The following is a 23,312-nucleotide window of genomic DNA, read 5'->3' as shown; positions in this document are numbered from 1 at the left end:
TTTCCTGCCGTAATGGCGTCCCCAAGGGGATTCGAACCCCTGTCGCTGCCGTGAAAGGGCAGTGTCCTAGGCCTCTAGACGATGGGGACACTTTTTATGGTGGAGCCAGGCGGGATCGAACCGCCGACCTCAACACTGCCAGTGTTGCGCTCTCCCAGCTGAGCTATGGCCCCTGATGTGCAGCGAGGGCGTATTGTAGAGATTGGCGTGCGGCTTGCCAACCTCTATCGCATTATTTTTTTAATGCGTTTTTCAGCGCCTCGGCTACGCGTTGCTGATCGGCCTTTTCCAGATACGGATGCATGGGCAGGCTGAGTACCCGTTCGGCCGCACGCTCGGACTTCGGAATGGCCACATCCGAATACAACGGCGGCTGACGGTTCAACGGGACGGGATAGTAGACGGCGTTGGGAATACCGGCCTCGTTGAGGGACTGGCGTACCCGGTCGCGATCGTCGACTTCGATCGTGTACTGAGCATAGACGCTCGTGCAGTCGGCGCCGATCACCGGCGTATGCACCACGCCGTCGAGCAGCTCGGCATAACGTGCGCCCGCCTCGGCACGCCGGGCGACCTCGTCGTCGAAGACCTCCATCTTGGCCAGAAGCACTGCCGCCTGAATGGTATCCAGACGGCCGTTGATGCCCAGCCGCGGGTGCTGGTAGGGGGCATTCTGGCCATGGTTGCGCAGTTCGCGCATGCGTTCGGCAAGCGCCGCGTCGTGGGTGAACGTCGCGCCGCCGTCGCCGTAGCAGCCCAGCGGCTTGGCCGGGAAGAAGGAGGTGGCCGCGATCGGCGATACGCCGCAGGAGCGTTTGCCTTTATAAGTGGCGCCGAAGCTCTGGGCGGCGTCTTCGATCACCGGTACGCCGTGGCGTTCGCCGATAGCGTTGATGGCGTCCATATCCGCGGTCTGGCCGAACAGGCTCACGGGGACGATCGCCTTGGTGCGATCGGTGATCTTTTCTTCGATGAGCGCGGCGTCGATGTTGTAGGTATCCGGATCGATATCCACGAACACCGCGGTCGCGCCCAGCAGGCCGATCATCTCGCCGGTGGCGATGAAGGTAAACGGCGTAGTAATGACTTCATCGCCCGGGCCGATTTCCAACGCCATCATGGCCACGAGCAGCGCATCGGTGCCGCTGGATAGCGCGATGCAGTGTTCGATGCCGACGTATTCGGCCAGACGCGCCTCCAGGGCTTCCACCTCGGGACCCATGACATAGCGGCCGTGGTCTAGAACCGCCTGAATGCGCGCGTCCACATCCGGTTTGATGCGCTGGTACTGGGCTTGCAGATCGATGAGTTGCATCCGGGCTCCCGGCTTCGAGGGTGATAGTTCCTTGGCTGCGCGGATTCTAGCATCGCATCGGCGCGATTTATTCGTTGACCCGTTATGGCTTGCGCACTAGACTCTGCGCGCTCGCAAAGCGAACCGGGCGGTTAGCTCAGCGGTAGAGCACTGTCTTCACACGGCAGGGGTCACTAGTTCGAACCTAGTACCGCCCACCAGATTCAAATCGAGGGTCAGGCCAGTCGGCCTGGCCCTTTTTTTATGTCCGCGCGGTTGGCGGGCGCTCGCATCCACCGGCCTGGTTGCGCATAATCGCGGCGTTCCCGGGTCATTCGACTCGTCAAACCAAGCAGTCAAGGGGTTAGTGTGCGTATCACGATATTCGGAACGGGTTATGTCGGTCTTGTGACCGGGGCCTGCCTCGCTCAGAGCGGCAACCACGTTGTATGCGTGGATATCGATGAAGCCAAGATCGCGCGCCTGACGCAGGGCGAGATCCCGATTTTCGAGCCGGGTCTCGAACAGATCGTGCACGACAACGTGCGTGCCGGGCGGCTGCGCTTCACCACCGATGCCGCCGAGGCCGTGGCCCACGGGACCCTGCAGTTCATCGCCGTGGGCACGCCGCCCGACGAGGATGGCAGCGCCGATCTGCAATATGTGCTCAAGGTCGCTGCGACCATTGGCGCGCATATGGACGATTATCGGTTGGTGATCACCAAGTCGACGGTGCCGGTCGGCACGGCCGACAAGGTCCGGGCTGCGCTGGCCGAAGCGGTGCGCAAACGCGGCGTCGATGTCGAGTTCGACGTGGCCTCGAACCCGGAATTCCTGAAAGAGGGGGCCGCGGTCGAAGATTTCATGAAGCCCGATCGCGTGGTGGTGGGCGTGGACAGCGACCGTGCCGCCGAGCACCTGCGCGCGCTCTATGCGCCGTTCAACCGCCAGCACGATCGCACCATCGTCATGGATATCCGCTCGGCTGAACTGACCAAGTACGCGGCCAACATCGTGCTCGCGACCAAGATCAGCCTCATGAACGAGCTGTCGCAGGTCGCCGATCGCGTGGATGCGGATATCGAACAGGTGCGTAAGGCCATCGGTGCTGATCACCGTATCGGCTATCACTTTATCTATCCGGGCTGCGGCTTTGGCGGCTCCTGTTTTCCCAAGGACGTACGCGCGCTTGCGCAGACGGCCGGCAAGCTCGGCTACGAAACCGAGATCATCAACGCCGTGGAGCGGGTCAACGATCGTCAGAAGCAGGTGCTGTTCGAGAAGCTGGCGGCCCATTTCGGCGATCTGGCGGGCAAGACCATCGCGCTCTGGGGGTTGGCCTTCAAGCCCAACACCGATGATATGCGCGAAGCGCCCAGCTGCACGCTCATGGAAGCGCTATGGGCCGCCGGGGCGAGCGTGCGCGCCTATGACCCCGAAGCCATGAAGGAAACCCGGCGTATTTACGGCGAGCGCGACGATCTGACGCTCTGCGATACGGCCGAACAGGCGGTGGAAGACGCCGACGCGCTGGTGCTGGTTACCGAATGGCATATTTTCCGTACCCCCGATTTCGGCGATATCGCACAGCGCATGCGCGAGCCGGTGCTCGTCGACGGGCGCAACATCTACAAGCCATCGTATGTCGCCCAGGCCGGATTCACCTACTACGGTATCGGCCGCTCCGCGGCCAGTGGCGCAACGCGTCACGTCGTATAAAATACGCGCCGTTATTGGCCTCGCAGGGGTTTCGAGCATGCCCATCTACGAATATGTCTGCCGCAACTGCGGTCATGAACTTGAACGCCTCCAGCGTCTGTCGGAAGGCCCGCTGACGCAGTGCCCGGCCTGTGATACGCCGGAACTCAAGCGCAAGATTTCGGCGGCGGGCTTTCGTCTGGCCGGCGGCGGCTGGTACGAAACCGACTTCAAGTCGGACGGCAAGCGCAATATTGCCAGCGGTGACGACAAAAGCGCGAAGTCGTCGGGCTCGACGTCCTCGAGCACAAGCGACAGCGCCAAGTCGGATACGTCCACCCCGTCGTCGACGCCTGCCGCCAGCGACAAAAAGTCGGATAGCGCCGCGTCCAAGCCGACCAACAAGACCAGCACCCCGTCATCCTCGAACGCGGGCAGCTAGACATTGGAGCGCCCCGGCCGAGCCCGGCCGGGGTGTGATCGCGGCAGTTCGCTTGCACGCGCCTGCCGTGCGGAATTTTCGCGCGGGTACCGGCCAGGCGCTGCCTCTTGCTAGACTCGCGCTCTTTTGCATACCTCGAAGACGATAGCCATGATGCGATCCCACTACAGCGGCGACGTCACCGCCGCTGCCATCGACAGCGAAATCACCGTCTGCGGCTGGGTGCATCGCCGCCGTGACCATGGCGGGGTGATCTTCGTCGACCTGCGTGATCGCAGCGGTCTGATCCAGGTCGTCTTCGATCCGGACGAACCCGACACCTTCGCCGAAGCCGAAAAGCTGCGCAGCGAGTACGTGATTCAGGTGACCGGGCGGGTGCGCGCGCGGCCCGAGGGCACGGTCAACAAGAATCTGGCCTCGGGCGAAATCGAGGTCTACACAACGGCGTTGACCGTGCTCAATGCTTCGGAAACCCCGCCGCTACAGCTCGACGACACCGAGAACGTGGGCGATGCCGCGCGTCTGCGCTATCGCTATGTCGAGCTGCGCAAGCCGCGCATGCAGCGCCACATGCAGCTGCGTGCCCAGGTGACCCGTGCGGTGCGCAACGCGCTCGATGAGCTCGGCTTTCTGGATATCGAAACCCCGATCCTCACGCGGGCCACCCCGGAAGGCGCGCGCGACTATCTCGTGCCCAGCCGAACCCAGCCCGGCCATTTCTTTGCGTTGCCGCAGTCGCCGCAGCTGTTCAAGCAGCTGCTGATGGTGGCGGGCATGGATCGCTATTATCAGATCGCGCGCTGCTTTCGTGACGAGGACCTGCGCGCGGACCGTCAGCCCGAGTTCACCCAGATCGATATCGAGGCCTCGTTCGTCGATGCCGACGACATCATGGCGATCAACGAAACCATGATTCGGTCGCTGTTCGCCGACGTGCTCGACGTCAAGCTGCCCGATCCGTTCCCGCGCATGAGCTATGCCGAAGCGATGCAGCGCTTCGGCTCCGACAAGCCGGATCTGCGCATCGATCTGGAGCTGGTCGATATCGCCGATCTCGTGGCCGATGCCGACTTCAAGGTGTTTTCCGGCCCGGCCAACAGCGAAACCGGCCGCGTCGCGGTCATGCGCGTGCCGGGCGGGGCGAGCCTCACGCGCAAGCAGATCGACGGCTATACCGAGTTCGTCGGTCGCTACGGCGCGAAGGGCCTGGCCTACGTCAAGGTCAACGATATCGCCGCGGGTCGCGACGGCCTGGCCTCGCCGATTCTCAAGTTTCTGTCCGATGCCGCTGTCGACGGCATCATGTCACGCAGCGGTGCCGCCGACGGCGACCTGCTCTTCTTCGGTGCCGACACCGAGACCGTGGTCAACGATGCGCTGGGTGCCCTGCGGGTTCGCCTGGGCCACGATCTCGGGCGTGTCGAAGGCGACTGGGCGCCGCTGTGGGTGGTCGACTGGCCGATGTTCGAGTACGACCCCGAGGCCAAGCGCTGGGACGCTCTGCATCATCCGTTCACCGCGCCGGCGGTCAACGATGCCGACGCGCTGCGCAACGATCCCAAGAACGCGCTGTCGCAGGCCTACGACATGGTGCTCAATGGCACCGAAATCGGCGGTGGCTCGGTGCGTATCCATACGCCGGCGATGCAGCAGGCCGCCTTCGACGTGCTCGGCATCTCCCGCGAGGACGCCGAAGAGAAGTTCGGCTTCCTGCTGGAGGCGCTCAAGTTTGGCGCGCCGCCCCATGCCGGCATTGCTTTCGGGCTCGACCGACTGGTGATGCTCATGGCCGGGGCGGACTCTATTCGCGAGGTCATTGCCTTTCCCAAGACGCAGACTGCCACCGATCTGCTCACGGGTGCGCCGGGCGTGGCCGACAACGCGCAGCTGCGTGAACTGGGCATTCGGTTGCGCGCCACCGGCGACGGCAACACGCCGAAGGGGAGTTAGCGCGCCGCTTCGTTACCGGCGAAAACTGTTGGCCCGACAAGCCGGCGCCGCCTCGAGCGGTTGCCGGCTTTGTTGTATCTGGCAACCGGTTTTGACGTTCAGACGGCAGGCGGGAGAGTCTCGACCTGTGTTTTGGGATAAAAATCCTAAAGCGTGGGAGGCGCGCCCATCGCGCCAATGGCAAGGGGAACCCAGTCATGAGAATGTCAAACCGAGTCGGCCCACGCCTGCGGCAGCAGGTGCGCCTCGCACTCATCGGTACATCGCTGGCGGTCGTTGCGCCGGGCGCGATGGCCGCGACCATCACCGTCAATGCATCGGGTGATGCATCCGGCGAGGGTCAATGCACGCTGCGTGACGCGATCGCTGCGGCGAATCAGAACGAAATGGTCGGCGCCTGTGCCGCGGGCGACGACATGAACGACACCATCGTTTTCGGCAGCAGCGTTGCCGGGTCAAAGATTACGCTGGCCGGCACGGCGCTGCCGACCATCGCCTCCGGGTCGACGTTGACCATTGGCATGGCCAGTGACGGCGATTCCGACAGCACGAATGATTCCGCAGACGTCACCATCGATGCCAACAACCAGAGCCGAATCTTCACCAACCAGGGCAACCTGACGCTCAACGGCCTGACGCTGGTCAACGGTATGGCGACGACGTCCGGCGGCGATGCCGATGCCCGCTCCGGCGGCGCGATTCTCAACGACGACGGCGGCGTTCTGACCGTTAACGGCGGCGCCATGAACAACAACACCGCCGATCGTGCCGGCGGTGCCATCGAAGAAGCCTCGGGTGCCACGGCCGCGGGCGACGATGACGACAGCGCCAACGACAACGTCCGCGTGACGCTCAACAACGTCAACTTCAGCGGCAACAACGCCGGTATGAATCCCGGTAACGGCGGTGCGCTGCACGTGACCGGCAGCGGCGATATCGTCGTCAACGGCGGTACGTTCAACGCGAATATCGCCGAAGAAGGCGGCGCGCTCTGGAACAACGGCGGCACCCTGACCGTGTCGGGCGCAAGCTTCACGCAAAATCGGGCCAACGGCACCGAAGCCGATATGGGCGGCGGCGCGATCTTCGGCCAGGTCGGCGGCGCAAACGGCACGGTGGTCGTATCCGATTCCACGTTCGTGTCGAACATGGCCGGCAACTCGGATGATAACGAAAGCTCGGCCTCGGGCGGCGCCATTCTGGCCGGCGACGGCACGACGCTGACGATCTCCTACTCAGTGTTTCGCATGAACACCGCACGGCGTGCCGGTGGCGCCATCGAGGTGCTGGCGGGCAGCACGACCACGCTCGACAACGTCACGGCGACCGGCAACGATGCGGGCGCGAGTCCCGGCAACGGCGGCTTTCTGCACGTGACCGGCGATGGCGACATCGATGTGACCGGCGGCTTGTTCGCACGTAATACCGCGGTCGAAGGCGGCGCTTTCTGGAACAACCAGGGCACGATGACCCTCGACGGTGTCTCCATCGTCAACAACGAAGCCACCGGTGTCGATGCGACCCAGGGCGGCGGCGGCATCTATGCCGAAGGCAACGACATGGGCGATAGCGGCACGCTCACGATCACGGCCAGCCGTATCGCCATGAACCGTGCATCGGGCACGTCCGGCTCGGGCGGCGGTATTCTGGTCAGCCCGAATGCCACCGCGAACATCACCGATACGCGCATCTCAGGTAATACCTCCCAGCGTGCCGGCGGCGGTATCGAGAACGCAGGTGGCAGCGTGACGCTGACCGAGGTCACGCTGGGTGGCACGGCAAGCGCTGACGGCAATAATGCCGGCGCCAACCCGGGCAACGGCGGCGGCCTGCATATCGGCGGCAGCGGCACGACCACGATCGTCGACTCCAGCGTGGGTAACAACAAGGCCGTGGAAGGCGGCGGGCTGTGGAACTCGGGCGGCGGTACGCTCGATGTCGACAACAGTACCGTGGCGCAGAACAGCGCGACGCGCGGGGCCGGCGTGTATCTCGACGGGGCCGGCGGTACCATCACCCTCGACTATGTCAGCGTGACCAACAATCAGGGCAGCGGCGTGTTCGCGGTCGACGGTGCGGGCGGTTCCATTACCGTGAACAACAGCCTTGTGTCCGGTAACAGCCCCGATCTCGGCAGCGGCGTGACCGCCGATGGGGCGAACGGCAACGTCACCGGCGACGTGGCCTTCAACGGCGCGTACCGTTTGTATGGCGGACCGACCGCGACCCAGCCGTTGGCCACGGACAGCGTGGCTCTCGACACCAACGCCGACTGTGCGGCCACCGACACCGATCAACGCGGCGCCGACCGCGGTTTCGATGCCGTGGATCCGAATAACGGCGACGGCGACTGCGATAGCGGCGCGTTCGAGCTCACCGATGATCCGGTCGTACAGGCAACCCGCCTGAACCTGGGTTCGGCGGTGATCGGAAACGACGATGCCGATGCCGTGGTGCTGGGTGTGCGGCTGGCCAACAACAGCGACACCGCGGTGACGATTGGCGGCTTCTCCGGCTACGTAAATCGCGACGATCGGCTGCCGGCCGGTATTGACCCGAGCGACATCCGTCTCACGGTCTATGCCGACAGCAACGACAACGGCCGCTATGACATGGGCAGCGACATGTCGGTAGGCAGCGCAACCCTGGACGATGGCTACGACTTCACCGTGACCTTCAACGGTGGCGGTCAGAGCGTGTCGGCCAACGATAGCGCGAGCTACTTCATCGTGGCTGACCGGGTCACTCAGGGCGATGTTGTTGCCGGTGTGGCGACCGTACAGCTGTCCACTTCGCTCTATGCGGGCGGCGGACTGCTTGCACTGCTCGGTCTGGTTTCTGTCGGCGGCGTGCGTCGGCGTACGCAGTATGCGCTGGTCGCCGGTGCGCTGGTGCTCATGCTTACCGCCTGTAGCGATAGCGACAATGACCGTACGGTCAACGTCAAGCAGCCGGGCAACCCGATGATGGGCGAAGGCGAGGCGACCTTCGTACTGAGCGAAGTCAATGGCACGGGTACGGATCTGCTCATCGGCGACGGTTTGCCGATCAGCGGGCCGACCGTGTCGTTCGATGCGTCAACGACAAACGCCAACGACACGAACTAGCGTCGCGTCGGATCGCGCTTGCTGGCCGGATCGGGGCTCCCGATCCGGCCTTTTTTATGGCGATTCGTCCTGGTCGTGCCTGCGCTCAATCGGCGGCGTCGAGCAGGATGCGCGCACGTCGTACGATGCTGATCCGATCGCCATTCTGCGGTCCGGTCAATCGTACGCGCGCGCCGGCGTCAACGGCGGTATAGAACGTCTGGGCATCGACGGCGTTGCCGTCAGCGTCCTCGTAGGCGGTGGTGGCATCATCGAGCTGTGCGGTGACCCCGGCCACCACGATCGTCGCGGCCGTGCCAGTACGCGTCACGTTCGTGGCCGCGCCTGCGATGGCGGCCTCGTCGGCCTGGGCGGCCGGCAAGCGCTCGATGCTGCGGGCTGTCGCCGTAGCGCCGTCCAGATAGGCCTGTACGCGTACCGCATCCCCGGCTGCGAGCGTGTCGAGACGCAGGGCCTGCTTGCCTGTTTGGCTGTTGTCGATATAGGCCGTATCGGCCGATACGCCAATGCTTTGTCCCAGCAGGGTAAGGGTGTCGGCGTCGGTCGACTCGACCCGGGCCTTGAGCATGGCGTTCGAGCGCGGCTCGACCCGCAGTGTGCGGGCCTTGACCCGTTGGTTTTCGAATACGCCGCGTACGCTCACCACCACGCCCGGGGCGAGGGCGGTCTTGCCGTCGTCGAGGCGCCGGGCATCGCTGGCATCGATACGCCAGTTGCCGGCCACGAAGTCCGACCTGCTCGAAAAATCGTCGATCGAGGCGCCAACGAGCATCTGTCGACCGGCCGGCGCGGCATTGAGCGACTTGACGTTGATAACGCTTGCGATCAGCGCATCGCTGCGAGCCGCGCCGCGCGTGCCGAAGGCTTCGATACGGCTTTCCGTGTTCAGCGTCGCGCCGGCGGGGCGGAGCGCGGCGTTGGTGAAATCGATGCGCTGGCCGCCGACCGTCAGCTGCGTGCCGTCGACACGATCGACCTTGCCTTCGATCTCCAGCGTGGAGCTATTGGGTACGAAGTCGGTTTCGCTCTGGCGGATCGATGCGGCCTGGACGCGATTGGCGGTCTGGGTGAAGCCGCTCACCGCGATCAGATCCCCCACGGCCAGCTCGGCGGCCGGCGTGTTCACGAAAACGGTATCGCCATCGAAATGTACGGTCTGTTCGAGTGCGACCAGCGTGCCGCTTTCGCCGTCGGTGTCGATACGCTCGATCGGGCCATCGAGGGTGCGCTGGTAGACGATGCGCTCGGCACGCGCGTTGCCGTCGCGATCCAGCGTGCCGGTCACGGCGACGCGATCGCCCACGCTCAGCCGGGATTCCGGCACGTCTTCGCCGACAAAGCGAATGGTGGTTGCGCCGGTATCGAATTCGGTGCCGTCGATATAGACGCTGCCGAAACCCGAGACGATGCCGGTGCCCTCGATGCCGGCCTGGCGGCTTCCACCTGCGTCATCGCTGCCGCCGCAGCCGCCCGCCACGAGGGCTGCGAGCACGCCGGCGAGCGCCAGGCCGACGCGGCCGGCGCGATGCGCTTTGTTATTCGGGCTGGTCGTCATCAGAAGTCTCCCCCTTGTCCTCGAAATAGTAGATACCCACGCCCGCGCGGGTGCACGCTGTGTCGTGATCCTTTTCATCGACTTCGTGGCGCTCGAGCCAGTCGTCGAGTGTTTCGAGGAGTTGCTGTGCTTGTTGTGAGATCAGGCGATGAAATACGGGCAGCACCCGCTTGTTCACGCGCGTATTGAATACCGTGCGCTGGAAGCGCGGCTTTCTGTCCTCGCCCGAGGAAAGATTGTGCTCGAGGGTCGACAGAAGATCGTGACCTGCCGAGCCGAGCATGCGAATACGTTCCGAATCCCCGGTGCCGGGTACATAGGCACGATTGAGCACCTGCACACGGCCTTGCGCGTCGCGGGCCACCGAGCGCACCCGTTCGAGTTCATCAAGAATGGCCATCACCGGAATATCGCCGCTGTAGCGGCGTACCAGCGCGGTGAAGCCCTCGATGTCGTCATCGAGGATCAGCGGCCGCGGCGCGCCTTCGTCGTCGGTGAAGTCCGGGTCGCGATGCCAGCCGGAAAGCACGCGGGTGGCCCGGTTCGCGCCGCCCCAGGTGCCGGCGTCGTACTGCGAATCGCTTTGCTCGCGCAGGCGCTTGACCTCCTTGCGCGTCAGTCCGGTAACGACCGCTACATGGGAATCGGTCGCTCGCTTGCCCGCGGGGGTGAACGATTCCCTTGCCACTTCGGCATAAACCGCACGCACGATGGCATCGAAATCGCGATGCGCAACACCCTTGGCCAGCATGATGCGCACCAGCGGCCGGAGCAGACGGTGGGATGCGCGGGCGAGCCATTGGCGGTCGTGGTTATTCATGGGGCCATTATAGATGTCTAAGGGCCGGCGCCGACTTGCCGTCTTGGTTGTGGTACATTTTCCGAACGATTCGCCGACTGATCAAAAGCATGTCTGCAACTGCTCTTGCCTTGCAGGATTTCGCGCGCTACGACGATGCCGCCTGCGATGCGCGTATTCGTGCCGCCAAGGAAGCGCTCGGCTCGCGGTGCGCCATTCTCGGCCATCACTACCAACGTGACGAAGTGTTCGCGCATGCCGATTTCTCCGGAGACTCGCTGAAACTATCGGCTCAGGCCGCGAAATCTGATGCCGAGTACATCGTCTTCTGTGGCGTGCATTTCATGGCCGAGGTGGCCGATATCCTCTCGCGCGATGATCAGACCGTCATCCTCCCGGATATGGCGGCCGGCTGCTCGATGGCCGACATGGCCAACCTGCGCAACGTCGAACGGGCCTGGCGCGAACTCGCGACCGTGCTCGAACCGGAAGAAACCATCACGCCGGTGACCTATATCAACTCCGCGGCCGACCTGAAGGCGTTCTGCGGTCGCCATGGCGGCATCGTCTGTACCTCGTCGAACGCGCGCGGCGTGCTCGACTGGTCGTTCTCGCGGCGCGAGAAGGTGCTTTTCTTCCCCGATCAGCATCTGGGACGCAATACCGCCTACGACATGGGCATCGGCCTGGACGAAATGGTGGTCTGGGACTACGACAAGCCCATGGGTGGGTTGAGCGCGGACGAAATTCGCGATGCGAAGATGATTCTCTGGAAGGGCTTCTGCTCGGTTCACCAGATGTTTCATCCCAACCACATCAAGAAGTTTCGCGAGACGAACCCGAACGGCCGGGTCATTTCGCATCCCGAGAATGCCTTCGAAGTGTGTCAGGCCTCGGACGTGGTGGGCTCCACCGAAACCATTCTCAAGACGGTGCGGGCGAGCGAGCCGGGCAGCCACTGGCTGGTGGGCACCGAGCTGAACCTGGTCAACCGGCTGCATCACGAAATGGCGGAAAAGGGCGTGAAGGTGCAGTTCATGTCACCGGTGGTGTGCATGTGCTCGACCATGTTCCGTACCGACCCGCAGCACCTGGCCTGGGTCATGGAAAACCTGGCCGAAGGGCATGTCGTCAACCAGATCAAGGTCGATGCCGACGAGGCCCGCGAGGCCAAGGCCGCGCTCGATCTGATGCTCGAGATCACGGCCTAGCGTCGAGCCGACACCATATCTGGGGTCGGCAGCGCGTCTGCGCTACACTATGCGCCCGTATAAGCTCCGAAAACGTGTCGGTGAGCGCCAAGCGCGTCGCCGTCGCGGTGCATTTTTCGTACTTCAACCCGAGCATTCGAACATGTTTGACTCCGCACAGGGCATCGCCGAATTCGACCCGGAACTGGCCGCCGCCATGGCCGACGAGGATCAGCGTCAGGAAGACCATATCGAGCTGATCGCCTCCGAGAACTACACCAGCCCGCGCGTGATGCAGGCACAGGGCAGCCTGCTGACGAACAAGTATGCCGAGGGTTATCCCGGCAAGCGCTTTTACGGCGGCTGTGAGCATGTGGACGTTGCCGAACAGCTGGCGATCGATCGCGCCTGCAAGCTCTTTGGCTGCGACTTTGCCAACGTACAGCCGCATTCGGGCGCCCAGGCGAACGCCGCGGTCTATCTGGCGCTGGTCAAGCCGGGCGATACCATTCTCGGCATGAGCCTCGATGCCGGCGGCCATCTCACCCATGGCGCGGCCCCCAATTTCTCGGGCAAGAACTACAACGCCATCCAGTACGGCCTGGACGCCGAAACCGGCGAGCTGGACTACGACGAAATCCAGCGTCTGGCCGACGAGCACAAGCCGAAGATGCTTATCGGCGGTTTCTCGGCCTATTCGCGCCATATCGACTGGGCACGCATGCGCAAGATCGCGGACTCGGTCGGCGCCTGGCTGCTGGTGGACATGGCACATGTCGCGGGCCTGGTCGCGACCGGCCAGTATCCGAGCCCGTTGCCGCATGCCCATGTGGTGACCACCACCACGCACAAAACCCTGCGCGGCCCGCGCGGCGGACTGATCCTGTCCGCGGCCGGCGATGAAAAACTCTACAAGAGGCTCAACAGCGCGGTGTTCCCGGGTACCCAGGGCGGGCCGCTCATGCACGTGATCGCGGCCAAGGCGGTGGCGTTCAAGGAAGCGCTGGAAACCGACTTCGAAACCTATGCCCGCAAGATCGTGACCAACGCCAAGGCCATGGCTCAGGTATTCATCGACCGCGGCTATCATGTGGTTTCCGGCGGTACCGACAACCATCTGATGCTGGTGAGCCTGGTCAAGCAGGACATTACCGGCAAGGACGCCGAGGAATGGCTCGGCAAGGCGCATATCACCGCCAACAAGAACGCCGTGCCCAACGACCCGCGTTCGCCGTTCGTGACCTCGGGGCTGCGTATCGGCACGCCGGCGGCCACCACGCGCGGCTTCGGCGAGGACGACGTGCGCCAGATCGCGACCTGGATCTGCGATGTGCTGGATACGCTGTCTGCGGGTGGCGATGTCGCCGCCGAGGCCGAGCGTGTGCGTACGCAGGTCAACGAGCTGTGCGCGCGTTATCCGGTGTATCGCACGGCGGCGCGCGGCGCGGCCTGATCGCGGCCTGGCGCTGCAAGGAAACGGCTGATGCAGTGTCCGTTCTGTGATGAACGCGCAACGCGCGTGGTCGACTCGCGCCTGGCCGCCGAGGGCAGCCAGGTGCGTCGGCGCCGGGAATGCCCGGCCTGCGGCGCGCGTTTCACCACCTTTGAAACGGCAGAACTCGTGTTGCCGCGTATCGTCAAGAACGACGGTACGCCCGAGCCGTTCGACGAGGCCAAGCTGCGTCAGGGCATCACCCGCGCGCTTTACAAGCGACCGGTGGCGGCCGAGGCGATCGATACCGCCATCAGCCATATTCTGCAGCGGCTGCGCACCGACGCCGAGCGCGAGGTGGCATCGCGCCAGCTCGGCGAATGGGTGATGGAAGAGCTGCGAGAGCTTGATCAGGTCGCGTTCGTGCGCTTTGCCTCGGTCTACCGGCGCTTTGAGGATGTTCAGGCATTTCGCGAAGAAATCGAACGCCTGGAAGCCACGCCGGGTCGTGGCGATGGCCAGCTGTCGTTGATCGATAGCGCCGCGGGCGGCGAACGCGGGCGATCGTGAGTACCACGAGCGTTCGCAAGGCCGTGCACGCCTTCTTCATGCAGCGGGCGATCGAGCTGGCCCGGCGCGGCTGGTATACGACCCGGCCGAATCCGCGCGTGGGCTGCGTGATCGTGCGCGGCGAAACCGTGATCGGCGAAGGCTGGCACGAGCGTGCCGGCGAAAACCATGCCGAAAAGGCAGCGCTGGCCGACGTCGAGCGGCGCGGCGACAACGCCCGCGGGGCGACGGCCTATGTGACGCTGGAACCCTGCAGCCATACGGGACGTACCGCGCCCTGTGTCGATGCGCTGATCGAAGCCGGCGTGGAGCGCGTGGTGGTCGGCGCCACCGATCCGAACCCGCGGGTCAACGGCCAGGGTATCGCTCGTCTGCGCGAGGCGGGTATCGAAGTCATCGCCGATGTCGTGGCCGATCGCTGCCGGGCGCTCAACCCTGGTTTTGAAAAACGCATGCGCGACAAGCGCCCGAGGGTGCGCGTCAAGCTGGCCATGAGCCTCGACGGCCGTACCGCGGCCGCCGACGGCACGAGCCAGTGGATTACCGGCGACGTGGCCCGTGAAGACGTGCATCGACTGCGCGCGGAAAGCGGCGTGGTGATGGTCGGTCGCGGTACGCTCGTGGCCGACGACCCCGGCCTGAACGTTCGCCTGAAAGGGCAGTGGCCGCAGCCGCTGCCGGCGGTGCTCGATACGCGTCTGCAAATCACGCCGGCCGCGCGGCTTTTCGAAACGGCTTCCAAGGTGCTGGTTTATACCGCTGCGACCGATGGCGAACGCATTGCCGAGCTCGAGCAGGCCGGTGCCGAGATCGTGACGCTGGATTCGGGCGCGGACAGGCTCGACCTGTCGGCGGTACTGGCCGATCTGGGCGAGCGCGAAGTCAACGATGTGCTGGTGGAATCCGGCCCGGAACTCGCCGGCGCGCTGGCGGATGCCGGGCTGGTCGACGAGTACGTGATCTATATGGCGCCGAAGCTGCTGGGTGACGGCGGACGCGGGCTGTTGCACATGCCCGGCATCGCCACCCTGGCGGATGCGCCGAATCTTGTCATCGACAGTGTCGAGCCGCTAGGGCGCGACTGGCGTATTACCGCGCGGCCGACGACAGCGACGAAGGACTGATTATGTTTACTGGCATCATCAAAGGCCTTGGCCGGGTTGCCGCGCTCGAAGAACAGGGCGGCGATACGCGAATCGTGATCGACGCGGCGGATACGGACCTGGGCACGGTGGCCCTCGGCGACAGCATCGCGGTCAACGGTGTGTGCCTGACCGCGGTCGAACTCGACGGTGCGAGGTTTGCCGCCGACGTGTCGACCGAGACCCTGTCGCTGACCACGCTGGGCGCGCTCGAGGTGGGCAGCGCGGTGAACCTCGAGGGCGCACTGCGCGCGGGCGAGCCGCTGGGCGGGCATATGGTGTCCGGCCATGTGGACGGCTTCGGCGTACTCGAGGCGCGCGAGCAGGATGCGCGCTCATGGCGGCTCGTGTTTTCGGTGCCCGCTCATCTAAGCCGGTTTTTTGCGCCCAAGGGCTCGGTATGTGTCGACGGCATCAGCCTGACCGTCAACGAGGTCGAAGGCGATCGTTTTGGCGTGAATATCGTGCCGCATACGATGTCGCATACGACGCTGGGCGAGCGCGCGGTGGGCGATCGAGTGAATCTGGAAATCGACGTGATCGCCCGCTATCTCGCCCGTCTGGTCGAAACCCGCTAGCGCCTGTCGTCGTAGGATCAAGGCAACGCGTCGGCGCCGTGCCTCGCCCGACACGCTTGGGCAGGCAATGCGACGTCGTATCGCAACACGACACGCCCTAAGGCCCCGCGAGTTGTCGCGCTCGGTGCTAGACTGCGCCGCGGCGTGGGACGCCGCGCCTGTCCTCGCGTTTGCGTAACGCCCCTGCAAGGAGCCCCCGGTATGGCCATCAGCCCCATCGAAGACGTCGTCGAAGACATGCGCAACGGGCGCATGGTCATCATGCTCGACGATGCCAATCGCGAGAACGAGGGCGACCTCATCATGGCCGCGGAATGCGTGCGCCCCGAAGACATCAACTTCATGGCCCGCTATGGCCGCGGGCTCATCTGTTTGACCCTCACGCGTGAGCGCTGCCGGCAACTGCATCTGCCGCTGATGGTGGCCGCCAGCGACGAAGCCCAGTCGACCAATTTCACCCTCTCGATCGAGGCCGCCGAAGGCGTGACTACCGGGATTTCGGCACACGACCGTGCCCAGACCGTTCGTGCCGCGGTCAAGCGCGATGCCCAGCCTTCGGACCTGGTTCAGCCGGGGCATATCTTTCCTCTGATGTCGCAGCCCGGCGGCACTCTGGCGCGCGCTGGGCACACGGAAGCGGGCTGCGATCTTGCCCGGCTTGCCGGCCTCGAGCCGTCGTCGGTGATTGTGGAAATCCTCAACGAAGACGGCACCATGGCACGGTTGCCGGACCTGGAAGCATTCGCGGCCGAGCACGATATCAAGCTCGGCACGATCGCCGACCTGATCCGCTATCGCATCGAACACGAGCGGACCGTGGTGCGGGTGACCGAGTCGCAGGTGGATACCGAGTTCGGCCCGTTCACGCTGTACTCCTTCGAAGACGAAGTGGACAAGGTGCTGCACTTCGCCATGGTGCGCGGCACCATCGATGCCGAAACGCCGACGATGGTGCGTGTGCATGTTCGCAATACGCTGGCCGATATGCTGGGCGTGCGCCATGGCGACTTCGGCTGGCCGCTGCGCGACACCCTCGCGCGCGTGGCCGAAGAGGGCTGTGGCGTGGTGGTGGTGCTGCGCAAGCCCGAGACCGCACGCGAGCTGATCGAGCGGATTCGTATTGTCGAAGGCAATGCGCCGTCGCATGCGCCGGACGGCGCGGGCGACGAAAGCCGAATCCTGCGCACCTACGGCGTGGGCGCCCAGATTCTCACCGATCTGGGCGTGCGTCGTATGCGCGTGCTGTCGGCGCCAATGCGCCTGCAGGGCATTTCCGGCTTCGGGCTGGAAGTGGTCGAATATGTTCAAGGCCACGACGACGCGGAATAACCCGCGGGCGTCGTGCAATAATATCGATCGGAATCAAAAGGGCCGCCATCATGCGCAGCATTCAAGGAGAATTCGACGGCGACGGTTTGCGTCTTGCCATCGTGTGTACTCGCTGGAACGACGATATCGTCGATCGGCTGGTCGACGGCGCGCTCGACGTGCTCAGCGACTGCGGCGTGGATGACAGCGACATCACGCTCGTACGCGTGCCGGGTGCGTTCGAACTGCCGCTGGCGGTCGATCGCCTGGCCGAACGCGACGAATACGACGGCATTATCGCGCTGGGCGCGGTGATCCGCGGGGAAACGCCGCATTTCGATTTCGTCGCCGGCGAGTGCGCCAAGGGCCTGTCGGCCACCGCGCTCGAATACGGCGTGCCGGTCGGCTTTGGTGTGATCACCGCCGACAACGCCGAGCAGGCGGATGCGCGTGCCCAGCCGGACGAAGACCACAACAAGGGCGCAGAAGCCGCGAGTGCCGTGGTCGAAATGGCCTCGTTGCTGCGCATGATCGCGGAATAGGCGAGTCGAGAGTACCCACGTGATCATCAGCGACGACCAGGTTCAATACGAATCGCAGGAAGAGGATCGCCCCGAGCAGGACGAACTTCCCACCCCCGCGCGCGTTCCCGGCGGGGCGCGGATTCGGGCGCGCATGGCCGCGGTTCAGGCGATTTATCAGTGGCGCATGAGCGGCACCGATCTGGGCGAGCTGATTCTGCAGTTCGCCCAGGCCGGGCGACTGCGTGAGCTCGATCGCGAGTATTTCGAAACGCTTCTGCGCGGCGTGGTCTACGACGTGAGCGCGCTCGAAGCCGCCTTCGATCCCTTTCTCAGCCGGCCGGCCGTGCAGCTTGATCCGGTGGAATACGCGATCCTGCTGCTGGCCACCTTCGAGCTGCGCGATCGTATCGAGATCCCCTTCGCGGCGATCATCAACGAGGCCACCAACCTCGCCAAGACCTTTGGCGCAACCGATGGCCATCGCTTCATCAACGGCGTGCTCGATGCCACCGCCCGCTCGCTGCGTGCCAACGAGATCGGCGCCCGCAAGTAACGCAGACCGTGCGTGAATTCGCCCTCATCGAGCGGCTCGCCGAGCGCCTGGCGAGCCGGCGCGCAGATACGCGGCTGGGCATCGGCGACGATGCGGCGCTGATCGCACCGCCGCCCGGCCAGGAGCTGGCCATCACCACCGATACGCTCATCGCCGGACGTCATTTTCCGGTGGATACAGTGGCCTTCGATATCGGTTACAAGGCACTCGCGGTCAATCTGTCCGACCTCGCCGCGATGGGTGCCGAGCCCGCCTGGATCACCATCGCATTGGCCGCGCCCGAGCTCGCGGGCGACTGGTGCGATGCGCTGCTCGACGGTGCACTGGCGGCGATCGGCGATCACCCGGTCGATATCATCGGCGGCGATACCACCCGCGGTGATCTGGCCCTTACGATCACGGCGATCGGTTGCCTGCCGGCCGGCCGTGCGCTGCGACGAAGCGGCGCCGGCTTGGGCGATGTGATTGCGGTGACCGGCACGCTCGGCGACGCCGCCTACGGCCTCGAGTGCTGGTCGATGCGCGATCGCGCCAGTGAAGACCAGCGCTTCTGTATTGACCGTCTCGCGAGGCCGCAATGGCGGCCGGGCGCGACCCTGCGCGGTATTGCGAACGCGGCGATCGATATATCGGACGGCCTGGCGGCCGACCTGGGCCATATCCTGGAAGCGAGTGGCGTCGGCGCCCGGCTGGATATCGACGCGTTGCCGGCGTCCGCCGCGCTGAGGCGAGCCTGTGGCACCGACAGTCGGCGCCGCCTGCAATGGTCGGGCGGCGACGACTACGAGCTATGCATCACCCTCGCCGAGGACCAGCTCGACGCAGCCCGCGCCGCGCTCGGTTGCCCGCTGACGGTGGTCGGCACGATCGAGGCCGAGCCCGGCCTGCGTGCGTTCGATGCCAACGGGCAGCCGTGGGGCGGCGACGGCGAGCGCGGCTGGGATCATTTCGGCTCGTAGGCACGGCGGCGATCACGGCTTGGTGAGCCGGGCGGTTCAACGCCCGCAGGCCGGTTGAAAGCCGAGCGTGCAGGCACGTTCGAAATAGGTGCTGGCCTTCGAGGCGTCGCCAAGCCCGTTTCGGCTTTCGGCCATCAGGAATAGTGCCCGCGGATTGTCCGGCTGATCTTCCAGCAGCGGCTCAAGCGCGCCGATTGCGCGCTCGTAGTTGCCATCATTGACGTAAAGGCGTGCCAGCGCTTCCTGCGCGTCTGCATGATCGGGTCGCAAGGTGGTGACCTGGCGATAGTCCTGTTCGGCCTGATCGCGGTCGCCGCGGGCAGCAAACGCCTCGCCGCGGCGGTAGTAGGCCTCGACCCGGTTCGCCTGCAGGGCGATGGCGGCACTGAACTCGTCGATGGCGCGATCGAAGTTCGCCTCGGCCAGTGCCTGGCGCCCCCGTTTCATGGCCGCATCGGCCGCATAGCGTTCATAACCGGTCGCGCCGTTGGCGACCAGCAGGGCTGCGATATCGCGGCGTTCGTGGTCGAGCGCATAGGCCAGGGGCACGACGCCGCCCGCTGCGGCTTCGGGGTTCGCGCCGCGGGCCAGTAGCAGGCGGACCGTCTTTTCATGATCGCCAACGATGGCCTGGAACAGTGCGGTCCGCCCCTGATCGTTACGGGCCTCGATATCGGCGCCGAGATCGAGCAGGTAGCCGATCATGGGCTGGTGGCCCGACCGCGCGGCCATGATGAGCGGCGTGTTGTGCTTGTGGTCGGGCCGGCTGGGGTCGGCGCCGGCGGCGACCAGGATATGGGCGATCTCGGTATTGCCCTGTTCGGGCTGCCACGCCGCGACCCAGAGCGGCGTCTGCTCCCATTTGTTGGCGGCGTTGGGCTGTGCACCGGCAGCGATCAGCGCACGCGCGATCGCCGGATGATAGGCCTCGGCAGCCCAGTGCAGGGCGGTAAAGCCGTTACGCCCGTCGCGCGCCTCGAGCTGGGCGTCTCGATGCAGCAGGGCGCGTACGACCTCCAGGCTGCCGTACTCGGCGGCGATATTGAGCGGGGTCTGGCCGGCCGAGGTGCGCAGGTTCACCGACAGGCCCTGATCGAGTGCCGTGGCCAGCGCGCCTGCGTCGTCGCGCGCAGCGGCATAATGCAGGCAGTGCCAGCCGTCATGTTGCTCGCGCACGGTATCGATCGCGCGCGACACCATGCAGTTCACGTCACGATAGGGATCCAACGCGAGTGCGGCGAGCATGCCCGCCAGGCCCAGTCCAACGATGACCAGTAGCGTTTTCATGTTTCCATATTAGTGCATACGCGTAAGCGCCACGGGCGCATCGCTTGCGCGAGTCGGTAGACTGTGCCGCTCGGTTCGTCTCACATATCGACCTCTTCGCCCCATGATTGAACTGCACGACAGCCTCAGCGGCCAACGCCAGCCCCTCAAGACCCTGGAGCCGGATCATGTGCGGCTTTATGTGTGCGGTGTAACGGCCTACGACTACTGCCATCTCGGGCATGCGCGCGTGATGATCGTGTTCGATATGTTCGTGCGGTATCTGCGCGCCATGGGCTGGCGGGTGACCTATGTCCGCAACGTCACCGATATCGACGACAAGATCATCAAGCGCGCGAATGAAACCGGCGATACGCCCGAGGCGATCGCAGAGCGCTTCACCCGCTTCATGCGCGAAGACGAGGCAGCGCTGGGGCTGACCGCGCCCAGCGCCGAGCCCACGGCGACCGGTCACGTCGACCAGATCATCGCCATGATCGAGCGGCTGATCGACAACGGCGCGGCCTATGCCGGCGACAACGGCGACGTCTACTACGACGTAAGCACCTTCGATAACTATGGCGCGCTGTCTGGGCGGCGCCTGGCCGACCTGCGCGCCGGCGAACGGATTGCCGTGAACGAGGCGAAGACCGATCCGCTCGATTTCGTGCTCTGGAAGGCGGCCAAGCCCGAGGAGCCGAGCTGGGACTCCCCCTGGGGCCCGGGTCGGCCCGGCTGGCATATCGAGTGCTCGGCCATGTCCACGTACTGCCTGGGCGCGAGTTTCGATATCCACGGGGGCGGCCTGGACCTTCAGTTTCCGCATCACGAGAACGAGATCGCACAGAGCGAGTCGGCGACCGGTCAGCGCTATGTCACGACCTGGATGCATAACGGCTTCGTGACCGTGGACGACGAGAAGATGTCGAAATCACTCGGCAACTTCCTGACCATTCGCGACGTGCTGGCCCGGTACGACGCCGAAACCGTGCGTTATTTCGTGCTGTCGACCCACTATCGCAGCCCGCTGGCCTACAACGCCGATGCCATGGATGCCGCCACGAGCGCGCTTTCGCGGCTCTATACGGCGCTGCGCGATGTCGCCCCCGGCGATGGACAAAGCGACGTGGCCGACGGCTTCGAGGCCCGCTTTACCGATGCCATGGCCGATGATCTGAACACGCCGGCCGCGATTGCCGTGTTGTTCGAAATGGCGCGCGACTGCCAACGACTCAAACAGGAGGACGCCCAAACCGCGGGCGTGATCGCGGCGCGTCTGCGCACGCTGGCCGGTCGGATCGGGCTGCTGGAACAGTCACCGCAGGCGTTCTTGCAAGGCCAGGCCGGCGAGGGCGATCTGAGCGCGGAGACCATCGAGGCCATGCTCCAGGCGCGTCGCGAAGCGCGCAGCGACAAGAATTTCGCCCGCGCCGACGAGATTCGCGACGAACTCACCGCCCAGGGCATCGTCCTGGAAGACGGCCCCGACGGTACGCTCTGGCGGCGAAGCTGAGCGGGGCTTAGTCGCCCCGTTCGGCCTGTTCGCGCAGCTCGGCCGCGCGCAGGGTGTTGCTCATGAGCATGGCAACGGTCATCGGGCCGACGCCGCCGGGCACCGGCGTGATCCACGCCGCGCGCTCGGCGGCGGTGTCGAACTCCACATCGCCCACGAGCTTCCCGGAATCAAGCCGGTTCATGCCGACGTCGATCACAGTGGCCCCTTCGCGAATCCATTCGCCCTTGATCAGACCGGGCTTGCCCACCCCGACCACCAGGATTTCGGCCTGACCGACTTCGTATTCGAGATCGCGCGTAAAGCGGTGGCAAACGGTAGTGGTCGCGCCCTTGAGCAAGAACTCCAGCGCCATGGGCCGGCCCACGATATTCGAGGCGCCAACAACCACGGCCTGGCGGCCGCGAAAGGGCTCGTCGATCGATTCCAGCAGACGCACGATGCCCAGCGGAGTGCAGGCGCGCAGCTGCGGCACGCGCTGGGCCAGCCGGCCGACGTTGTAGGGGTGAAACCCGTCGACATCCTTATCCGGACGAACCCGCTCGATGACCTTGGTGGCATCGATATGCGCAGGCAACGGTAGCTGTACGAGCACGCCGTCGATCTCATCGTCGGCGTTGAACCGGTCGATCAGCTCAAGCAGCTCGGCCTGCGAGATGTCGGCCTCGGGATAGACGGCCTGCGAAACGAGCCCGGCCTGCTGGCAGGCCTCGATTTTCTTGCCGACATAGATCTTGGACGCCGGGTCGCTGCCGACCAGAATGACGGCGAGTCCAGGGGCGCGCTGTCCGCGCGCACGGCGCTGTTCCACCGCATCGCGTACGGCATGACGAAAATCCTGGGCGATCTGCTTGCCGTCGATAAGGCGGGCGGCCATGGGCATCAAGGCGGTTGGGAAAAGTGCGCGGATTTTCGCACGCTCCGCGAAGGGCCACAATTTGGCAGGCTGAATCCAGCCGTCTGCAGGTGATGCTCGCATGCCGGGCGGCGACCAGATAGAATTCGCGGCCAGCCGATATGTGTGCGTGTCGGTCGCTCGACTTCGTCCCGAGGCGAGTCAGCTGTGGCCAGAATGGCCTGCCGCTTTGAGTGAGAAAGACAAACCGGGGTATAGCGCAGTCTGGTAGCGCACCTGCTTTGGGGTTTGTCGTACACGACAAACGCCGAGAAATGCATGTTTCGAGGCCGGGTTACTTTGCGAAGCGCAGCTGAGCTTAGTAACAGACTGCTCGCAGAGCAGGTGCCGGGACATGGCAGAATGCCCGTCGTCGTAGTTGAGTGAGGAAGACAAACCGGGGTATAGCGCAGTCTGGTAGCGCACCTGCTTTGGGGTTTGTCGTAAACGACAAACGCCGAGAAATGCATGTTTCGAGGCCGGGTTACTTTGCGAAGCGCAGCTGAGCTTAGTAACAGACTGCTCGCAGAGCAGGTG

Annotated in this window: 19 protein-coding genes and 3 tRNA genes; 15 read left to right on the top strand and 7 right to left on the bottom strand. The window is 64.7% G+C overall.

The window, feature by feature from the left end; genetic code table 11:
• Positions 1-13: 13 nt before the first annotated feature.
• The 3 genes from CMN27_RS13895 to CMN27_RS13885 form a co-directional block, all read right to left on the bottom strand.
• Positions 14-89, bottom strand: a tRNA-Glu gene (locus CMN27_RS13895).
• Positions 90-97: 8 nt separating this feature from the next.
• Positions 98-173 (bottom strand) — tRNA-Ala (locus CMN27_RS13890).
• A 59-nt stretch (positions 174-232) separates the two neighbouring features.
• A complete protein-coding gene (locus CMN27_RS13885) occupies positions 233-1,315 on the bottom strand; it encodes a DegT/DnrJ/EryC1/StrS family aminotransferase (protein ID WP_293627366.1) in 1,083 nt (360 codons plus the stop codon).
• Between the two features lie 125 nt (positions 1,316-1,440).
• Here CMN27_RS13885 and CMN27_RS13880 point away from each other — a divergent pair.
• The 5 genes from CMN27_RS13880 (at position 1,441) to CMN27_RS13860 (ending at position 8,491) form a co-directional block, all read left to right on the top strand.
• Positions 1,441-1,515, top strand: a tRNA-Val gene (locus tag CMN27_RS13880).
• 148 nt (positions 1,516-1,663) lie between these two features.
• Positions 1,664-3,013: a UDP-glucose/GDP-mannose dehydrogenase family protein gene (locus CMN27_RS13875; RefSeq protein WP_293627365.1), complete on the top strand. Its 1,350-nt coding sequence runs from the start codon at positions 1,664-1,666 to the stop codon at positions 3,011-3,013.
• Between the two features lie 37 nt (positions 3,014-3,050).
• Positions 3,051-3,434 carry a zinc ribbon domain-containing protein gene (locus CMN27_RS13870; RefSeq protein ID WP_293627363.1) on the top strand — a complete coding sequence of 128 codons (384 nt, stop codon included), beginning with the start codon at positions 3,051-3,053 and terminating at the stop codon, positions 3,432-3,434.
• Between the two features lie 153 nt (positions 3,435-3,587).
• Positions 3,588-5,384, top strand: a complete 1,797-nt coding sequence (gene aspS / locus CMN27_RS13865) for an aspartate--tRNA ligase (RefSeq protein ID WP_366515459.1) — start codon at positions 3,588-3,590, stop codon at positions 5,382-5,384.
• Between the two features lie 197 nt (positions 5,385-5,581).
• Positions 5,582-8,491 (top strand): right-handed parallel beta-helix repeat-containing protein, encoded by a 2,910-nt coding sequence (locus CMN27_RS13860; protein ID WP_293627359.1) that lies wholly within the window; start codon positions 5,582-5,584, stop codon positions 8,489-8,491.
• Between the two features lie 85 nt (positions 8,492-8,576).
• Here CMN27_RS13860 and CMN27_RS13855 read toward each other — a convergent pair whose 3' ends face one another.
• Together CMN27_RS13855 and CMN27_RS13850 are read right to left on the bottom strand one after the other, a co-directional pair.
• A complete protein-coding gene (locus tag CMN27_RS13855; protein ID WP_293627357.1) occupies positions 8,577-10,046 on the bottom strand; it encodes a DUF5666 domain-containing protein in 1,470 nt (489 codons plus the stop codon).
• The gene (locus CMN27_RS13850) at positions 10,027-10,866 is read right to left on the bottom strand and encodes a DUF6502 family protein (protein ID WP_293627355.1); all 840 of its coding nucleotides are present in this window, start codon (positions 10,864-10,866) and stop codon (positions 10,027-10,029) included. The genes CMN27_RS13855 and CMN27_RS13850 overlap by 20 nt, the downstream gene beginning before the upstream one ends.
• 89 nt (positions 10,867-10,955) lie before the next feature.
• On the opposite strand from CMN27_RS13850, the gene nadA reads away from it, so the two are divergent.
• The 9 genes from nadA (at position 10,956) to thiL (ending at position 19,101) form a co-directional block, all read left to right on the top strand.
• Positions 10,956-12,056 carry a quinolinate synthase NadA gene (gene nadA / locus CMN27_RS13845; RefSeq protein WP_293627353.1) on the top strand — a complete coding sequence of 367 codons (1,101 nt, stop codon included), beginning with the start codon at positions 10,956-10,958 and terminating at the stop codon, positions 12,054-12,056.
• Between the two features lie 142 nt (positions 12,057-12,198).
• On the top strand, positions 12,199-13,488 hold the full coding sequence (gene glyA / locus CMN27_RS13840; RefSeq protein ID WP_293627351.1) for a serine hydroxymethyltransferase: 1,290 nt from the start codon (positions 12,199-12,201) through the stop codon (positions 13,486-13,488).
• Between the two features lie 30 nt (positions 13,489-13,518).
• A complete protein-coding gene (gene nrdR, locus CMN27_RS13835; protein ID WP_293627349.1) occupies positions 13,519-14,037 on the top strand; it encodes a transcriptional regulator NrdR in 519 nt (172 codons plus the stop codon).
• Positions 14,034-15,161 carry a bifunctional diaminohydroxyphosphoribosylaminopyrimidine deaminase/5-amino-6-(5-phosphoribosylamino)uracil reductase RibD gene (gene ribD / locus CMN27_RS13830; RefSeq protein ID WP_293627347.1) on the top strand — a complete coding sequence of 376 codons (1,128 nt, stop codon included), beginning with the start codon at positions 14,034-14,036 and terminating at the stop codon, positions 15,159-15,161. The genes nrdR and ribD overlap by 4 nt, the downstream gene beginning before the upstream one ends.
• 2 nt (positions 15,162-15,163) lie before the next feature.
• Entirely contained in the window at positions 15,164-15,757 is a 594-nt protein-coding gene (locus tag CMN27_RS13825) for a riboflavin synthase (RefSeq protein WP_293627345.1), read from the top strand.
• A 201-nt stretch (positions 15,758-15,958) separates the two neighbouring features.
• Complete coding sequence (ribBA, locus tag CMN27_RS13820) at positions 15,959-17,086, top strand: bifunctional 3,4-dihydroxy-2-butanone-4-phosphate synthase/GTP cyclohydrolase II (RefSeq protein WP_293627343.1); 1,128 nt, start codon at positions 15,959-15,961, stop codon at positions 17,084-17,086.
• A 50-nt stretch (positions 17,087-17,136) separates the two neighbouring features.
• Positions 17,137-17,607, top strand: coding sequence for a 6,7-dimethyl-8-ribityllumazine synthase (gene ribH / locus CMN27_RS13815; protein WP_293627341.1), 471 nt, complete (start codon positions 17,137-17,139; stop codon positions 17,605-17,607).
• A gap of 19 nt (positions 17,608-17,626) precedes the next feature.
• A complete protein-coding gene (gene nusB / locus CMN27_RS13810) occupies positions 17,627-18,142 on the top strand; it encodes a transcription antitermination factor NusB (RefSeq protein ID WP_293627339.1) in 516 nt (171 codons plus the stop codon).
• An 8-nt stretch (positions 18,143-18,150) separates the two neighbouring features.
• Positions 18,151-19,101 (top strand): thiamine-phosphate kinase, encoded by a 951-nt coding sequence (thiL, locus tag CMN27_RS13805; protein ID WP_293627337.1) that lies wholly within the window; start codon positions 18,151-18,153, stop codon positions 19,099-19,101.
• A 36-nt stretch (positions 19,102-19,137) separates the two neighbouring features.
• On the opposite strand, the gene CMN27_RS13800 is transcribed toward thiL, so the two are convergent.
• A complete protein-coding gene (locus tag CMN27_RS13800; RefSeq protein ID WP_293627335.1) occupies positions 19,138-20,388 on the bottom strand; it encodes an ankyrin repeat domain-containing protein in 1,251 nt (416 codons plus the stop codon).
• A 103-nt stretch (positions 20,389-20,491) separates the two neighbouring features.
• On the opposite strand from CMN27_RS13800, the gene cysS reads away from it, so the two are divergent.
• On the top strand, positions 20,492-21,880 hold the full coding sequence (gene cysS / locus CMN27_RS13795; RefSeq protein WP_293627333.1) for a cysteine--tRNA ligase: 1,389 nt from the start codon (positions 20,492-20,494) through the stop codon (positions 21,878-21,880).
• Positions 21,881-21,887: 7 nt separating this feature from the next.
• Here cysS and folD read toward each other — a convergent pair whose 3' ends face one another.
• Positions 21,888-22,757 (bottom strand): bifunctional methylenetetrahydrofolate dehydrogenase/methenyltetrahydrofolate cyclohydrolase FolD, encoded by an 870-nt coding sequence (folD, locus tag CMN27_RS13790; protein ID WP_293627331.1) that lies wholly within the window; start codon positions 22,755-22,757, stop codon positions 21,888-21,890.
• Positions 22,758-23,312 lie beyond the last annotated feature (555 nt).

The organism is Salinisphaera sp. (genome assembly GCF_002729955.1).
Classification (GTDB): Bacteria; Pseudomonadota; Gammaproteobacteria; order Nevskiales; family Salinisphaeraceae; genus Salinisphaera.
The sequence above is the reverse complement of the archived record's forward strand: the minus strand, read 5'-3'. Positions and strand labels throughout refer to the sequence as shown.

Coding starts and splice junctions, on each gene's coding strand:
- nrdR (WP_293627349.1), top strand. CDS start 13,519: ATGCAGTGTCCGTTCTGTGATGAACGCGCAACGCGCGTGGTCGACTCG.
- glyA (WP_293627351.1), top strand. CDS start 12,199: ATGTTTGACTCCGCACAGGGCATCGCCGAATTCGACCCGGAACTGGCC.
- aspS (WP_366515459.1), top strand. CDS start 3,588: ATGCGATCCCACTACAGCGGCGACGTCACCGCCGCTGCCATCGACAGC.
- folD (WP_293627331.1), bottom strand. CDS start 22,757: ATGGCCGCCCGCCTTATCGACGGCAAGCAGATCGCCCAGGATTTTCGT.
- CMN27_RS13850 (WP_293627355.1), bottom strand. CDS start 10,866: ATGAATAACCACGACCGCCAATGGCTCGCCCGCGCATCCCACCGTCTG.
- CMN27_RS13860 (WP_293627359.1), top strand. CDS start 5,582: ATGAGAATGTCAAACCGAGTCGGCCCACGCCTGCGGCAGCAGGTGCGC.
- CMN27_RS13885 (WP_293627366.1), bottom strand. CDS start 1,315: ATGCAACTCATCGATCTGCAAGCCCAGTACCAGCGCATCAAACCGGAT.
- CMN27_RS13870 (WP_293627363.1), top strand. CDS start 3,051: ATGCCCATCTACGAATATGTCTGCCGCAACTGCGGTCATGAACTTGAA.
- ribBA (WP_293627343.1), top strand. CDS start 15,959: ATGGCCATCAGCCCCATCGAAGACGTCGTCGAAGACATGCGCAACGGG.
- CMN27_RS13800 (WP_293627335.1), bottom strand. CDS start 20,388: ATGAAAACGCTACTGGTCATCGTTGGACTGGGCCTGGCGGGCATGCTC.
- cysS (WP_293627333.1), top strand. CDS start 20,492: ATGATTGAACTGCACGACAGCCTCAGCGGCCAACGCCAGCCCCTCAAG.
- ribH (WP_293627341.1), top strand. CDS start 17,137: ATGCGCAGCATTCAAGGAGAATTCGACGGCGACGGTTTGCGTCTTGCC.
- CMN27_RS13825 (WP_293627345.1), top strand. CDS start 15,164: ATGTTTACTGGCATCATCAAAGGCCTTGGCCGGGTTGCCGCGCTCGAA.
- CMN27_RS13855 (WP_293627357.1), bottom strand. CDS start 10,046: ATGACGACCAGCCCGAATAACAAAGCGCATCGCGCCGGCCGCGTCGGC.
- nadA (WP_293627353.1), top strand. CDS start 10,956: ATGTCTGCAACTGCTCTTGCCTTGCAGGATTTCGCGCGCTACGACGAT.